The 15,626-nt window shown below is 49.5% G+C and carries 14 protein-coding genes and 1 other annotated feature; of the genes, 8 read left to right on the forward strand and 6 right to left on the reverse strand.

All coding sequences use genetic code 11. The features are described from left to right. The first annotated feature begins 104 nt into the window (after positions 1–104). Positions 105–316, forward strand: a binding site (T-box leader). 57 nt (positions 317–373) lie between these two features. Next, positions 374–2,056 carry an arginine--tRNA ligase gene (gene argS, locus KNO68_RS10805; protein WP_215112478.1) on the forward strand — a complete coding sequence of 561 codons (1,683 nt, stop codon included), beginning with the start codon at positions 374–376 and terminating at the stop codon, positions 2,054–2,056. A gap of 534 nt (positions 2,057–2,590) precedes the next feature. Here argS and KNO68_RS10810 read toward each other — a convergent pair. Then, positions 2,591–3,169: a metallophosphoesterase family protein gene (locus KNO68_RS10810; RefSeq protein ID WP_214685149.1), complete on the reverse strand. Its 579-nt coding sequence runs from the start codon at positions 3,167–3,169 to the stop codon at positions 2,591–2,593. Next, complete coding sequence (locus KNO68_RS10815; RefSeq protein WP_015880519.1) at positions 3,166–3,657, reverse strand: YajQ family cyclic di-GMP-binding protein; 492 nt, start codon at positions 3,655–3,657, stop codon at positions 3,166–3,168. The genes KNO68_RS10810 and KNO68_RS10815 overlap by 4 nt, the downstream gene beginning before the upstream one ends. Before the next feature lie 68 nt (positions 3,658–3,725). On the opposite strand from KNO68_RS10815, the gene pulA reads away from it, so the two are divergent. Beyond that, a complete protein-coding gene (gene pulA / locus KNO68_RS10820) occupies positions 3,726–5,723 on the forward strand; it encodes a type I pullulanase (protein WP_215112479.1) in 1,998 nt (665 codons plus the stop codon). Positions 5,724–5,737: 14 nt separating this feature from the next. Here pulA and KNO68_RS10825 read toward each other — a convergent pair whose 3' ends face one another. Then, complete coding sequence (locus KNO68_RS10825; RefSeq protein WP_214873683.1) at positions 5,738–5,902, reverse strand: YycC family protein; 165 nt, start codon at positions 5,900–5,902, stop codon at positions 5,738–5,740. A 130-nt stretch (positions 5,903–6,032) separates the two neighbouring features. Here KNO68_RS10825 and KNO68_RS10830 point away from each other — a divergent pair, with 130 nt between their 5' ends. The 4 genes from KNO68_RS10830 (at position 6,033) to KNO68_RS10845 (ending at position 10,741) form a co-directional block, all read left to right on the forward strand. Then, positions 6,033–6,833 carry a hypothetical protein gene (locus KNO68_RS10830; protein ID WP_214812643.1) on the forward strand — a complete coding sequence of 267 codons (801 nt, stop codon included), beginning with the start codon at positions 6,033–6,035 and terminating at the stop codon, positions 6,831–6,833. Between the two features lie 91 nt (positions 6,834–6,924). Further along, a complete protein-coding gene (locus tag KNO68_RS10835; RefSeq protein WP_214873687.1) occupies positions 6,925–9,048 on the forward strand; it encodes an MMPL family transporter in 2,124 nt (707 codons plus the stop codon). Positions 9,049–9,296: 248 nt separating this feature from the next. Further along, the gene (locus KNO68_RS10840) at positions 9,297–9,938 is read left to right on the forward strand and encodes a YitT family protein (protein ID WP_078146144.1); all 642 of its coding nucleotides are present in this window, start codon (positions 9,297–9,299) and stop codon (positions 9,936–9,938) included. A gap of 80 nt (positions 9,939–10,018) precedes the next feature. Further along, complete coding sequence (locus KNO68_RS10845; RefSeq protein ID WP_215112480.1) at positions 10,019–10,741, forward strand: YwiC-like family protein; 723 nt, start codon at positions 10,019–10,021, stop codon at positions 10,739–10,741. A 21-nt stretch (positions 10,742–10,762) separates the two neighbouring features. Here KNO68_RS10845 and KNO68_RS10850 read toward each other — a convergent pair whose 3' ends face one another. The 3 genes from KNO68_RS10850 to KNO68_RS10860 form a co-directional block, all read right to left on the reverse strand. Further along, positions 10,763–11,707 (reverse strand): DUF4003 family protein, encoded by a 945-nt coding sequence (locus KNO68_RS10850; RefSeq protein WP_240499775.1) that lies wholly within the window; start codon positions 11,705–11,707, stop codon positions 10,763–10,765. Positions 11,708–11,797: 90 nt separating this feature from the next. Beyond that, positions 11,798–12,229 (reverse strand): type III secretion system chaperone family protein, encoded by a 432-nt coding sequence (locus KNO68_RS10855; protein ID WP_015880528.1) that lies wholly within the window; start codon positions 12,227–12,229, stop codon positions 11,798–11,800. A 67-nt stretch (positions 12,230–12,296) separates the two neighbouring features. Continuing rightward, the gene (locus KNO68_RS10860) at positions 12,297–12,563 is read right to left on the reverse strand and encodes a metal-sensitive transcriptional regulator (RefSeq protein ID WP_015880529.1); all 267 of its coding nucleotides are present in this window, start codon (positions 12,561–12,563) and stop codon (positions 12,297–12,299) included. 277 nt (positions 12,564–12,840) lie between these two features. Here KNO68_RS10860 and KNO68_RS10865 point away from each other — a divergent pair, with 277 nt between their 5' ends. Beyond that, complete coding sequence (locus tag KNO68_RS10865) at positions 12,841–13,146, forward strand: rhodanese-like domain-containing protein (protein WP_015880530.1); 306 nt, start codon at positions 12,841–12,843, stop codon at positions 13,144–13,146. Then, positions 13,143–15,608, forward strand: coding sequence for a CoA-disulfide reductase (locus tag KNO68_RS10870; protein WP_215112481.1), 2,466 nt, complete (start codon positions 13,143–13,145; stop codon positions 15,606–15,608). The genes KNO68_RS10865 and KNO68_RS10870 overlap by 4 nt, the downstream gene beginning before the upstream one ends. Positions 15,609–15,626: the final 18 nt, after the last annotated feature.

Below are 15,626 nucleotides of genomic sequence, written 5' to 3' on the forward strand. Positions count from 1 at the left end.
CATGATTTCTTGCGAGTCCTGCCTTTCTTTTATCATGCTTGAATTCTAGCATTGAGTATACAGGGAATATCCTCTATAATGAAGTTGCTTTTCAACCGCATAGACGAAAGTCGATGAAAAAGAGAGTAACGATGGTTTAGTCAACAAAGCGACCTGGGGATTGGTGAGAGCCTGGGCTGACAAACGTCGCGAAACGCACTTTTGAGATGCTATCCGAAACGAGAGTAGGCATAGCCGGAGGGAACCGTTATCACCATAAAGCGGTCTGCATCATGCAGGCAAGAAGAGTGGTACCGCGGGAATTCCCGTCTCTTTGCATCTATGCAAAGGGCGTTTTTTTTATGAGTTGTTATTGAAGAAGGAGGACATACAGATGAGTTATGAACGCAAGTATGCAGAAGCACTATCCCGTGTCATCGGTGAAGAACTCACGATTGACCAAATTGAAGCATTGATTGAGAAGCCAAAACACGAGGCGCACGGTGACCTCGCGTTCCCGTGTTTCCAATTGGCGAAAGCTTACCGGAAAGCACCTGTCATGATTGCGACAGATATCGCAAATGAATTGAACGATGAATTGTTCACGAAAGTGGAGGCGGCGGGACCTTACGTCAACGTCTTCTTGAGCCGTGATGTCGTATCAAAAGAAATCATCAACACGGTGCTTGAGGAAAAATCAGAGTATGCAACACACGAGGCACGCAATGAAACGATTGTGACGGACTTCTCGTCACCAAACATTGCGAAGCCGTTCTCGATGGGTCACTTGCGTTCGACGGTGATTGGGAATGCAATCAACCAAATCGCACGTAAAAACGGATATGACGTCGTCGGCGTCAACCACCTTGGAGACTGGGGCACTCAGTTTGGGAAATTGATGGTCGCCTACAAGAAGTGGGGCGATGAGGAAGCGGTACGCGCCAACCCGATCGCAGAACTCTTAAAATTATACGTCCATTTCCACGAAGAGGCGAAGACACAACCAGAACTCGAAGACGAAGGTCGTGCTTGGTTCAAAAAGCTTGAAGATGGTGATGCGGAAGCGACAGAGCTTTGGAAGTGGTTCCGTGACGAGTCACTTAAAGAGTTCCAAAAAGTATATGACCTCCTCGGTGTGAAATTCGAAAGCTTCAACGGGGAAGCGTTCTATAACGATAAAATGGCACGCGTCGTCGAGATGCTCGAAGCGAAAAATCTCTTAGTCGAAAGTGAGGGCGCGATGGTCGTCTCGCTCGAAGAGGAGAACTTGCCACCTTGCTTGATCAAGAAGAAAGATGGCGCGACATTGTACGCGACACGCGACTTGGCAGCAGCGATCTATCGTTACGAGACGTACAACTTCGTACAAGCGAACTATGTCGTCGGTGGCGAACAGGCGCTCCATTTCAAACAACTCTTCTCGGTCCTTCGTAAGCTTGGATATGACTTTGTCGATGGCATGCATCACGTACCGTTCGGCTTGATCTTGCAAGAAGGGAAGAAGATGTCGACACGTAAAGGACGCATCGTCCTTCTTGAAGAAGTCTTGAAAGAGGCGATCGAGAAAGCGCAGGCGAATATCGAGCAGAAGAACCCGGATCTTGCGAACGCAGAAGACGTCGCACGCATGGTCGGTGTCGGCGCGGTCGTCTTCCACGATTTGAAAAACGAACGCATCAACAACATCGAGTTCGATCTCGACAGCATGCTCAAGTTCGAAGGAGAGACAGGGCCTTACGTTCAATACACGAATGCTCGTGCGAACTCACTCCTTCGTAAAGGAAACTATGACGGCTCACCATTCACTGGTGCAGACGATGACTATTCATGGGGTGTCGTCACGATGCTCAATGCGTTCCCACACGTCATCACGCGTGCACATGAACGCCGCGAACCATCCATCATCAGCCGCTATGTACTCGACCTCGCGCAAGCGTTCAACAAGTACTACGGTCACGTCCGCGTCCTAGAGGAAGATGCGAGCAAACAATCGCGTCTCGCTCTCGTCAAGGCAGTGACGCTCGTATTGACAGAAGGGCTCCGTTTACTCGGTGTCGAAGCGCCGGAAGAAATGTAAGACAGACGAAAGGACCTCAAAAAATTGAGGCCCAGCTTGTTGACTAACATAAATTATATCGCTCGCCTTTCCGGCGCCCACGCTTTCCGCAGGCAATCCCGGAGCCGCATCGCGACCTAGGTCGCTGCTGGGTCTCCGTCGGATTGCTTTCCTGTCGGAGTCGGGACGCCGTCGGGCGAGCAACGCAAACGGTCGTCATCTGACGGCCGTTTGTCTTTTTCTAAGGCCTCGATGGCCGAAAAAATCATCAAAAGAAGGAATCCGACATGTAACGCTTCAATCCTGAAAACGACATGAAGCGAACCAGACGGAATCGAGAAGGTTCAACGCGCCAATCTGGCTTCAGTCACTGTACAAAGCATAAAAAGTTGCCTAACCTGTTGATTGGAAAGGACCGTCTCATAATACGTCTTCAATTTCTTGGGGCAGAACGCCCCAAGAAATCGAAACCCACAAAAAAAGATGGACCAGATTGCAAGATGCAATCTGGTTCATCAACAGCCTGGACCTCAAAAATTGAGGTCCTTTTTGTATTCACGCTTTCATCCGCGTCACCGTCCGGGCTTCCGTATCATAGAGACACCATTCCCGATCGAATATGACAGCACCGACGTTGATGACATATCGTTTTTTCTTCAAATGGAACGGTGTCCCGATTTCCCACGGCAAGGATTTTCCTTTTCGGTAAATCCCGGGGATGTGACTATGTCCGATGAAGACGAGTGGATATTTCCCTTTCTCGACAACCGGTTCCCAGTCTTCGTTCCATTTGACTTGATGCCCATGTAAAAAGCGGGCTTCCTCGAGAGTCGTCTGTTCCGGCAATAAGGAAATCCGTGTTTTCACGGGATGGTCGATGACGAGCACCTCGTCGATTCGCTCTTCCTGATTACCACGTAGACTCGGAAATGTGAGTAGCGCTTCGTAATTCGGATCATACGTCACGACGTCTTCCACATGATGAAAGCGTTGGTGACGTCGTTTTTTCCCGATGTGGCATTCATATAGATCCCCGAGACAGAGAATGTGCTCGGTTTCTCGCCGGACATCATCGAGAACGGCCTTCAAATCATCAAACGAACCGTGTGGGTCACTGATGATGGCGAGTTTCATCGGAAGTTCGTAAATTGGGCATCGACGGACAACTCGAGTTCACGTACGAGTTGCATGACGGCCTGAAGATCGTCACGCGACTTACCTGTCACGCGAATTTGGTCGTCCTGGATTTGCGATTTGACTTTTAGTTTTGATTCCTTGATGGCGTTGTTGATTTTTTTCGCGTCATCTTTGTCGATGCCGCTTTTCAATTTCACACGTTGGCGAACCGTTCCGCCGAGTGCGTTCTCTACTTTTTGATAGTCGAGGTTTTTCGTCGGGACACCGCGTTTGATCAATTTTGTGATCAAGACGTCTTTTAATTGCTCGAGTTTATAGTCGTCATCCGAGATGAGGACGAGGTCGCCATTGTCGAGCGACATCTCACTCTTTGAGCCTTTAAAGTCGTAGCGGTTCAAAATTTCCTTTTCTGCGATTTGGATCGCGTTCTTCACTTCTTCAAGATTCATTTCGGACACGATATCGAAAGAATTGTCTTTTGCCATGTTTCATCCATCCTTTGTGTGGTTTTGTTATAATGATAGCAGATTTGAAGCAGTGAAGGAGTGAAGAGATGGAACGTACAATGGATCAACACACACATGCAGACTTAGATCACGTTGCCTATCACGGGAAAGACCTAGGGGTGACGTTCAAAGGGGAACAGATTCGACTACGAGTTTGGTCTCCGGTAGCGGAACAGATGTCGGTCAAGTTATATCGAACAGCCCGTGCCCGTAAGTTTGAACGACTCGAGCTCGAGCCGGCTGAGAAGGGGACGTGGGTGATCGAACTCGACCGTGCCTTATTCGAAGGTCAATTTTATGTATTTGAAGCGCTGATTGATGGGAAGAAAGTGGAGTCGCTCGATCCGTATGCGAAAGTCGTCGGAGTGAATGGGAAGCGTGGATGTCTACTTGACCCGGCATCCTTGAACCCGGACCATTGGATCAAAGAACGTCCGCTATTCAATTCTTCACAAGAGGCGGTCATCTATGAGGCGCACGTCCGCGATTTGACGAGTCACCCAGAGAGTGGGGCGACGCACCGTGGGAAGTTCTTAGGGATGACCGAGACGGGTACGACGACCACGAGCGGTTACCCGACAGGACTCGATTACATCACCTCGCTCGGAATCACACATCTTCAATTGATGCCGTTCTTTGACTACGGCTCGGTGAATGAGTCACGTGAAGGGGAAGACAACTATAACTGGGGCTACGATCCGGTTCATTACTTTGCGGTTGAAGGTTCTTACGCCTCGTCGGCAGATGATCCGGCGTCGCGAATTGTCGAATTGAAGGCAATGATTCAAGCGCTCCACGATCGGGGCATCCGGGTCATCATGGACGTCGTCTTCAATCATACGTACGATGCGTTGACGACACCGCTCGGTCAATTCGTCCCGGATTATTACTATCGCTTAAATGAAGACGGGACACTCGCGGATGGTTCGGCATGTGGGAATGACACGGCCTCTGAGCGTACGATGATGCGTAAGCTCATGGTCGAGTGTGTCACGTACTGGGCGAAAGAATTCATGATTGACGGGTTCCGTTTTGATTTGATGGGACTCCATGACGTCAAAACGATGAATCAGATTCGGAAAGCGCTCGATCGAGTCGACCCATCGATTCTTGTCATCGGGGAAGGCTGGGACTTGGATACGCCGCTCCCGGTTCGTGAAAAAGCGAATCAACATAATGCGCATAAGATGCCACGCATCGCCCAATTCAATGATGGGATTCGAGACGGTGTCCGCGGAGACGTCTTTATCGAAGACTTACCGGGCTGGGTGAGCGGCAACACGGACATGACAGCAGACGTGAAACGTGGGATTGCTGGTGGCATCACGAGCCAAAGTTTCGCTGATGAGCCGAACCAGGTCGTCAACTATGTAGAATGTCATGATAATTTGACGCTTTGGGACAAGTTATCCGTGACGAATCCGGAAGATGACGAGACGACACGTCGCCGTCGCCACCGTTTGGCGACGTCGATTGTGCTCCTGAGTCAAGGGATTCCATTCCTTCACAGTGGACAGGAATTTTTCCGGACAAAAGACGGGGATGAGAATAGCTTTAATTCAGGCGAAGTCATCAACCGTATGGACTGGAACCGGGCGGAGCAAGAAGCGCCAAGTGTGGAATATGTGAAAGGCCTCTTGCGTCTGCGTAAGCAGTATCCGCTCTTCCGACTCGAAAACACGGAACAGATTCGCAAACACTTGCGTTTCTTTGATGAAGCAGAGGGTGTGATTGCCTTTGAATTGAGCCGTCATGTGGAAGGATATGTAGAACGACATATCGTCTACCACAACGCACTCGAGGAGGCGGTTGAGGTCAAACTTCCATCTGGCAAGTTCGAGGTGAACGTGGAGGACCATACCGTTAATCTGACGGCGCCACGTCAAGTCGAGGACCGTTATATGACGGTCGCTCCACTCTCGACACTAGTCGTAACCGAACGTCGCCCAGATTACAGCAAGTACGCTGTGGCCGGTGGTGCAGCACTCGCCGTAATCGGTGGTCTCTGGTATGTATCGAGAAAGCGCAAACGCAAAGAGCAGTAACCAAAAAGGAGACGTTAATCCGTCTCCTTTGGTGTCTCTTCCTCTGTTTGAGATGCCTCGAGTTGCATCATTTTTTGAACGAGGATGTGTTTTGGCATATGCATCAGTTCCTCGAGGGGGACGTTTAATTTTTTTGCGAGTTCAACTGCGGTCTCTGGTGATAGTTGTAATGGACGCATTGGTGGTCTCCTTTCTAAACGATATGTCTTTACCGTCAGTATACAGGAAAATCGAAAATGTGTTGAATGAACACATTCAAAATCGAATTTCGCTTCGGTGGTTGCTAAGCTGAAATTAGGAAGTGATCAAATGTACGAACAAACAGCAGACTTTCAATTTCATCAAACGATCGAATGGTTAGAACGTGTAGGTGAAGGTTGGATGTTGTACTTGGCGCAAACGGGATTTATGTTCTTTGACGAGTCGTCTCAAATTCGCTGGGAGATCGACTGGAAATGGACACCGTGCGCCCTATATGTGGAGCCGAATGCAAGACGTGCCGTGGCATGGTTCCAGGAAAAAGGACTTTACGGAGTCATTGATTTACAACGAGGACAGATGGAGACGTATGCGATCCCTCAACGATTCAACGGAGACTGGTTTAGCAATTTGCACTATTGGCAAGGCGATGACATCTTCTTATATTCAGCCGAATCGGATGTCGTAGCCTTGAACCTCCATGATCATACGTTTCGATATAGCCGCTATGAAGAAGTCCCTGTCTTTGGGAACATCATCGAGCTAGCGTATCAAGGGACGTATGATTTTGAACGATTCACACCTGAAACGTGTGTGACATTGTTCGATGAACGAACTCATCATTTTTTAGTTGAAAATGTGAAGACGAAAGAAACCTGGCGCATTCCATACGAAGGAAACCGCGACACGGTCATTCTCGATCAAGTGGGAGAAACGACGGCGATCACATCGACAGAGTCGTTCCAACTGTTTCATCGAGAGGAAGAATTATTTTGCTCAAGCGTGTGTGCAGACAACCAATTATTGAAGGTAATGCTGTTAGATGAACGAGGGGATCGACTCGTCGTCTTGTCCGCACCACCTCGATTTTGTCATAGCTGGCTTCAAGTCTTTGAACGACAAGAGTCCTGAACCGAACCTAGGTTCAGGAATTTTTTGTGAAGTGATGATGAATGAATCGAGAAACGGGAAGTAGATGGATAGACAGGGAGGAGTGACATCAATGGAATGGTTAGGTAGGCAGTTGGTTCGTTTTCGGTATGGCGTATTACTCATATGGGCGATTTTACTCGCGGGTTCAGTTTATTTCGGGCTACAGCTCCCGGGTGAGTTGAGAGGAAACGGATTTGCCATTCAAGACGGACGTTTCCAACAGGTAGAAGATACGTTAAATGAACGATTTGATCGAGCAGGTGCTTCAATGATCGTCTTATTTGAAGGAGGAAATCTGGAGGCGGTCATGGACGAACAACAAGACCGCTTTGATGCGACTCCTTCAATTGACGGCGTGATTACCCCGGCGGAGAATCCGGACGCGCGTTCAGGGGATGTGTCCTATTTCGTGCTGGAATTCGAAGATTATGATGCGGCGGAATCCTCAATCGATGCCGTCCGAGACGCGCTCATCGTTGATACGGATACCGAAGTCCGCTTGACGGGAGAACCGGTCTTTGCGGATGACTTAAACGAAGCTTCGAAAAATGACTTGATTCGAGCGGAGTTGATTGGGATTCCGGTCGCGCTTCTCGTGTTGTTGCTTGTTTTCGGCACACCGCTCGCCGCGCTCATGCCGTTACTTGTCGGGTTGATTACCTTTATTGTGGCAGCGGGATCTCTATTCTTTTTTGCACAAAACATGGAATTATCTATCTTTGTTCTCAATGCCGTCGCCATGATTGCGATTGCGCTTGGGATTGATTTTTCACTGTTACTCGTCAACCGTTACCGTGAAGAGTTGATGCGCGGGCAATCGAGAGAAGAGGCGATTGTCCGGACGGTAGCGACGGCGGGACGCTCGATTCTCTTTTCAGGTCTATGTGTCTTTGTCGGGTTGGCCGGTCTACTCTTTATTCAGGTGGATGTCTTCCAAGCGGTCGCGCTCGGTGCGCTCATTGCCGTCGCGGGGGCCGTGCTATCTGCACTGACTCTGTTGCCATCATCACTTTACTTAGTCGGTGACGCCTTAAATAAAGGACGAATCATCAAGACAGATGAGACGAAATCTGAAAAGCGCTGGCAAAAGCTTGCTCGCTTCGTGATGAGACGTCCGGTGACGATGACGCTCATTGCTTTGTTGATTCTACTCCCGAGTCTTTGGTTCGTGCGCGACCTAGAGTTGAACATTCCGGACGCCGATGCGCTCCCGACTTCCTATGAATCACGAGCGGCGCTCGAACGGTGGGACGATGTGTTTGGGGATAACTCGACCGATGCGGTCCTTTTATTCGAAGCGAACGATTTGACCGATCCGATGATTTTAGAGGAATTGACGAGTCTCACAGATGAGTTAAACGAGGTCGATATTGTCGATAACGTCTCGACTTTCTTAACGACATCCGGATTGACCCCTGAGACGTTTACGCAACTCGTCGAAGCGGCGCCCGAACAACTCGCCCCGCTTGAGCGACTTGTGACCCTTGATGGGAATACAGATTTGGCGCTCGTGAATGTCAGCTTCGACGTACCTCCGAGCGATAAAGAAGCGCAAGCATTCGTACGCGATTGGCGAGACAAAGGGTTTGAAGTCGGCGGACCGGCAGCCTTCAATGAAGAGATTTATGATGAGATTTATGACAGCATTCCCTATGCGGTCATCACCGTCATCTTGGCAACCTTCTTCATCCTCATGTGGGCGTTCCGATCCATCTTGATTCCAATCAAGGCGATTCTCATGAACGTGCTTGGTCTTGGGGCGACGTTCGGTTTACTCGTCATCATTTTTGAATCAGGTTATGTGTACGATGCAGAAACAATCAGTATTTTGACACCGGTGTTCATCTTCTCACTCGTCTTTGGATTGTCGATGGACTATGAGGTATTTCTTGTTTCGCGAATCGAGGAATATTACCGCGAGACAGGCGACAATGACTATGCGACGGAGATGGGGCTTGCGAAGACGAGTAAAATCATCACTTCAGCCGCCATCATTATGATCGTCGTGACGGGTGCGTTCGCCTTCACGGGTGTGAGCCCGATCAAACAGCTCGGCGTGGGGATTGCGCTCGCCATCTTCATTGATGCGACCATCATCCGGATCCTGCTCGTTCCGTCTCTCATGAAACTGTTCGGGGATTGGAACTGGTGGTGGTTCGGAAAGAAAGATTTACCGAAACGTAACATGCACTAAAGGTAAAATTCATGAACTGAATCAAAATGTGTGGTAAACTACGTACAAGATTACGCGCAATTTGAGAAAGGAAGGTCTTTATGGATACCGAGAGGACATGGCCTCTGTTCCAACTTCCGGACTTCTAGCGTTGACTGATCGCTTACACGTGTATCAATCAACAAACGGAAGATCGGAGATGGAACAGATGGAACCGCAGCTACGACTGAGGATCCTCCTCTCCGTCAAGAACGGGGAGGACAATCGGAATGAAACGAGTTGCTACCATAGTGCTCGGAACGCTGATCATGGCGTTCGGTTATTATTATTTGAATGAACAGTTTGGTTTGGCGGAAGGCGGGTTCGTCGGTTTATCGCTACTCGGTCGTTATTTATTTGATATCGACCCGGCGATTTCGATGATCGTGCTCGACATCCCATTTTTTATCGTCGCTGTATGGTGGAAAGGATGGCGTTTTGTCGGGCAAGCGGTACTAGCCGCTTCGTCCTTGTCGCTTAGTTATGCGATGTGGGACCGTCTCGACTTGCTCACGTTTGAGATTCAAGTATGGCCAGCGACGTTGTTCGCTGCCATCGCGAGTGGGATTGTGACCGGATATGGTCTCGGTCTTGTCTTGAAGTCAGGCGGGGCGACCGGAGGCGATGATTTATTCGCCTTAGGTCTATCGAAATGGACAGGCGTGTCGGTCGGTACGATTCTCATCACGTTTGATGTCATCGTCTTGGCGATCTCGCTCATCTATTTACCATTGTCGAATGCACTGTATACGCTCGTCGCGGTCTCGATCGCAGGTCGGGTCGTCACGAAGATGTTGGCGGACGACGTGGTTGAACATACCAAGCCGGCGGTCATCAAACCCAAACTTTCACCAAAAAACGATCTCGCCTGAGATCGTTTTTTGTTTTGTAAAATTTATCACAGTTTTATAGCCGTCTTTCTTCTACACTGAACGTAGAAGGAGGGAGTCACATGAAATGGATGATTCCAAAACAACACGGCGCTTGGTCGATGCTCATCTTACCGTTCTTACTCGGCGGCATTGTCGGCGGCTGGACACTCGCGCACATCCCGTTCGCCATCGCCTGGCTGTTCGTCTATATGGGCACATTTTTCTTGTTCCAATTCATCAAGCAACGGAAAAAATCGCAGCAGATGTTGCGCACGGTCATCACGTATTTGACGATTGCCACCGTCGCCGCCATCCCGGTGTTTCTGTCCGAATGGCGTCTCGTCTGGTTCGTCCTCGCGATGATTCCGTTTGGTTTGGTGAACGCCTATTTCGCCAAAATCAAGGACGAGCGCAACGTCTGGAATGACGTCAGCGCCGTCACCTCGTTTTGCATCGGTGGGATGGCGAGCTATTACCTAGGCGCGCGTACGCTCGACGCGACGATGGTGTGGGTATTCGTCTTGCCGTACCTCTATTTCCTCGGGAGTATCTTTTTCGTCAAGACGATGATTCGAGAGAAGAAGAGTGTGTCGTATCGCAATCTGTCTTGGGGATATCACGGCTTGCTCGTCGCCGTTTTCATCGTCCTTGGGTATCCGTTACTCACGCTCGCTTACGCACCAAGCCTAATCCGAGCGGTTGTCTTCTACGGTAAAAAGATCCCTATCATGAAGATCGGGATCGTCGAAATTGCCAATTCGGTGTTCGTGCTCGGGTGTCTCAGCTGGTATTTATTTTCTTAAGAAGGGGGAACCCTTCTTTTTTTAGTCGCTTGAAGCGGTGCTCGAGATGATGGCCACGGTTGCGGCAGCCGTCGCAGCTTGTTGCATGGCGAGCAAATGCGCGAACGTGCCGTGCAACAGTAAATCGCTCGCGTCTTCCTTGATGTTGTTTGCCGCGACGAGTTGCAAGGCGACGGTCAACGCGTGTGTGTGGAACCAGCGATGTTTTTCCTTCTCCGCGTTCGTGATGTCAATCAGGTCGCGTTCGTCATTGTCGTTCGGGACCGCGACGATGGCCAACAGGGCGAGCGGTGGCAGATGTTCATTTTTGACGGCGATGGATTGTTTTTTTAGCCAGTTGTGCCAATCCAAGAAGCGGGTGACGACCTCATCTGGTGATAACTCACTAAAGGCGAATAAGTGCGAGACGAGTTGGAGTTCGTTCGAGCGGGGGAGCTGTGCTTTCAACGCTTCATAATACGTCTCAATCCGTTGACTCAACGCATCGTGGTCATCGAACGCTTGAACGAGAACGAGGGCGGACAACAGGTCTTCTTCACTCGTCAGCCAAGGATGATTTCGTTTGAACGTCTGATAGAGTGCGCTCGCCTCGTCGAGTCGGCGTTCGGGCTCATCAACGTTAATCAGTTGGCTCGCGATAAAGGGCCGTAACATACTGAAGCGGAAGTGCTTTCGGTCGAGCAACGTGTCGAGCCGGAGTACCTCGTCGATGGCCGGTTCGATGTCTTCATACTTGGCGTCGAGAAACGACAGCCAGACGAAATTATTGCTGCCGCGAAATTTTGAGAACATGCCGGTCTTTTGTTTCAGAACCGCTTGAGCGTGTTCGAACCGTTTCGAATCGAACGGGGCATCGTGCATGGCGTAGTTGATTGCCATCAAACGTCGGAAATCGTCAGTGAACCATTTTGTCGCCCCCCTGATTCCTTCGAGTGCTTCGAGGTAATGGGTGTAACGTGTCATCATCAGCAATTCCTCCTTTTTCTCCTTATACGAGTCCGCTCGAAAGAATGATTCAAAAACAGCCGCCCTGGATTCGTCCGGGGCGGCTGTTTGTTATTGGACTTGCGTATACAACTTCTGCATGTACTCGTTCACTTCGTCGGCCGCTTGGAACATCATGAATGAATGTTGCAAGATGATCTCTGGTGAGAAACCGAGGTCGAGGTCGAGTGTCGAGGCGAGTGTGACATCGCGATCGCTGTCGAGTACACAACGGAAGTATTTGAACTCCTGGTTGAACTCGTTCAAGGCATTAAGAATCGGTAAATCTTCTACGTAATCTGGGACGTGCGTGACGGTAGCAGCGTACAACTCAGCATCTGTCGTCTTTTTGTTAAAAGCGATAATCATAACGGGCTGAGCCCCGGATTTTGTTGTTTCACGCGTCAAGAACGTGACGTGCGTTTCAGTGTCGCTCTCTTTGAACGTCATGTTACGTTCAGCGGCGAGCGCTCTAAATGATTCTACTTTTTCTTCGAAGTTCACAAGGAAATCCCCCTTAGTAAGTCGTTACTCTAACTTTCTCCCATTTGGACAGGGAAAGCAAGGGGAACTAGCGTTTCATCAACATTTTAATGGCTTCTTCCACCGTTTCGGACGTATCTTCGCCATCTGCTTGAGCGGTGATGATACATTGTTCCAAGTTCTTAGCCACAATGATAGTCGAAGCGCGATCGAGTGCGGAACGTGCGGCACTTAATTGCGTCACGACATCGCGACATTCTTTTCCTTCCTCCATCATCCGGATGATGGCACGAATTTGTCCTTCCACTCGTTTCATGCGATTCAATACTTTTGCATCGTATACATACGGTTCCATATCATTCACCTCTATAGGAAAAATTGTTCAGTTACCCAACTATTTATTGTGTAGGCTCATCTTAATACATGGGGGAGTATGTGTCGAGCATCAACTATCCAAATGGATGATGTTGAAAAATTCGACATTTCGTCAAACTTATTTCTTGCAATTAAATACCTAAGGGGGTATATTAATGACGCGGAAGCGAAATGTTCAACAAATCACAAACTTGTTGAACGCCAGCAACCAAGCCGAATGGTATAAATTGAATTGAAAAAAGAAAGGTAGATCAACGATGAAAGCATCCGCTTTAAAACGTCAAATGGACTTTGAAGTGCCTGTAAATATCGTCGACGTCCGAGAACGTGACGAGTTTCAAGAAGCACATATTGAAGGCGCGAAAAACTATCCGTTATCCGAAATGACAGAGTGGATCGACACGCTCGATCCAGCTGAAGAATATGTCGTTCTTTGCCGCTCAGGTGCGCGTAGCACGCAAGCGACTTGGCAAATGGAGGCGAAAGGCTATAAAGTGGTCAATATAGAAGATGGCTTGATGAGTTGGCCAGGAGAAGTCGTCAGAGGAGGAAATGGACAATGAGTAAAAAAATCGTAATCGTCGGTGGGGTGGCAGGTGGTGCATCTGCAGCTGCACGACTCCGTCGTTTGAATGAAGAGGATCACATCGTCATGTTCGACCGTGGAGAGTACATCTCGTTCGCGAACTGTGGTCTTCCATATTATATCGGGGACGTTATCCAAGACCGTCAAAAACTCCTCGTTCAAACCGTTGAAGGGATGAACAAGCGTTTCCAACTCGATATCCGCAATTTGACGGAAGTCGTCAAAATCAACCGTGACGAGAAAACGGTGACGGTGAAACACGTCCAAACAGGCGAAACGTATGACGAGTCATACGACGTCCTCATCTTGTCACCGGGAGCGAAACCGATTCGTCCAAACATCCCTGGAATCGACGAGGCAGAAGACATCTTCACGCTTCGCAACATTCCGGATACAGATAAAATCCGTGGCTACGTCGATGACAAGGCGCCGAAGCATGCGACCGTGATTGGTGGAGGCTTTATCGGGATCGAGATGGCAGAAAACTTACGTGAGCGTGGCGTTGAGGTGACGCTCGTCGAGATGGCAGACCAAGTCATGACACCACTCGATCGTGAGATGGTGGCGCCGATCCATGAACACTTACGTCTTCACGGCGTCGAGCTTCAATTGTCTGATGGTGTTTCTTCATTCTCTGAAAAAGGGAAGAAGGTGCATTTGACGAGCGGTCGTGTCATCGATACAGATATGGTCATCATGTCGATCGGGGTTACACCAGAGTCGACGATTGCGCGTGAAGCAGGACTTGAAACAGGTACGCGCGGGGCAATCCGAGTAAACGAAAAAATGATGACATCTGACCCGTCGATTTACGCGATCGGGGACGCGGTCGAAGTACTCGACTATGTCTTCCAAGAGCCAACTGTCGTGCCACTCGCATGGCCAGCGAACCGTCAAGGCCGTCTCGTTGCCGATATCATTAACGGTCGTGACGTGAAATATAACGGAACGATGGGAACGGGAATCGCCAAAGTGTTTGATATGACGGTCGCATCGACAGGATGGAATGAAAAACGGTTGAAGGCGGCTGGTAAGACGTATGAGGCTGTACATGTACATCCCGGTTCGCATGCGGGTTATTATCCAGGATCGACGCCGGTGTCACTCAAACTCTTGTTCCATCCGACAACGGGTGAGATTTACGGTGCGCAAGGCGTTGGGATCAATGGAGTCGACAAACGCATCGACGTCATTGCGACGGCGATGAAGGGCGGTTTGACAGTCCTCGATCTACCTGACCTTGAGCTCAGTTACGCACCACCGTTCAGCTCGGCGAAAGATCCGGTCAATATGATCGGGTATGTCGCGTCGAACGTCGTCCACGGTGACAATGAAGTCGTGCATTGGGATGAAATCGATGAGCTCGTGGAAAATGGAGCGACGTTATTAGACGTTCGAGATGAATCCGAGCATGAACTCGGAAAGATTCCAGGGTCGATCAATGTACCACTCAACTCATTACGAGAAAACTTGGACAACTACGACCGGAATGAAACCATTTACGTGACGTGCCAAGTCGGTCTTCGTGGCTATCTCGCATCACGCATCTTACGTCAAAACGGCTTCAAGGTGAAAAACTTGAGCGGTGGCTACAAGACGTGGTCGCAAATCAATCGTGATTTCGAGGCGCTTGAAGAAGCGAACACATCAAATGAAACAGCGGCTACCGTTGTAGAAGAGGAGCCAACACAAATGACAAATGCACCAATCGGGGAAGCGGTCGTGTTAGACACATGTGGTCTACAATGCCCGGGACCTATTTTAGAAGTAAATAAGAAAGTCGCAGAACTCGGAGAAGGCGAAACGCTCCGCGTGCTCGCGAGTGACCCAGGATTCTTCGCAGACATCGAAGCATGGGCGAAGAAGACAGGAAACAAACTCGTCTCGAAACAATTCGTGAACGGACGCGTTGAAGCCATCCTTCAAAAAGGACAAGGTCCGGCTGTACCACAAGCGGGCGCACCAGCAGGAGACGGTGCATCAATGGTCGTCTTCAGCGGAGACCTCGATCGCGCACTCGCATCCCTCATCATTGCGCAAGGTGCTGCCGCCATGGGGAAAGACGTGACGATGTTCTTCACATTCTGGGGACTCAACGTCATCCGCAAACCGGACGCGCCGGAAGTGAAAAAGCAAGGTCTTGAGAAAATGTTCGGCATGATGATGCCAGGGCATGCCGGCGAACTTCCACTTTCGAACATGAACTTCGGTGGTGTCGGTCAAAAAATGATGAAGAAAGTCATGAGCGATAAGAACGTTCCTTCTGTCGAAGAAATGATCAAGTCGGCGCAAGAAGCGGGCGTGAAAATGGTAGCTTGCACGATGTCAATGGATGTCATGGGGATCAAAGAAGAAGAGTTGATTGATGGGGTCGACCTTGGTGGTGTGGCAGCGTATCTCGGCGCAGCAGAAGGCGGTAACCTAAACCTCTTTATCTAAACGGAATAGAAAACGAGT

The sequence above is a fragment of the Exiguobacterium sp. s75 genome (genome assembly GCF_018617145.1).
Lineage (GTDB): Bacteria > Bacillota > Bacilli > Exiguobacteriales > Exiguobacteriaceae > Exiguobacterium > Exiguobacterium profundum.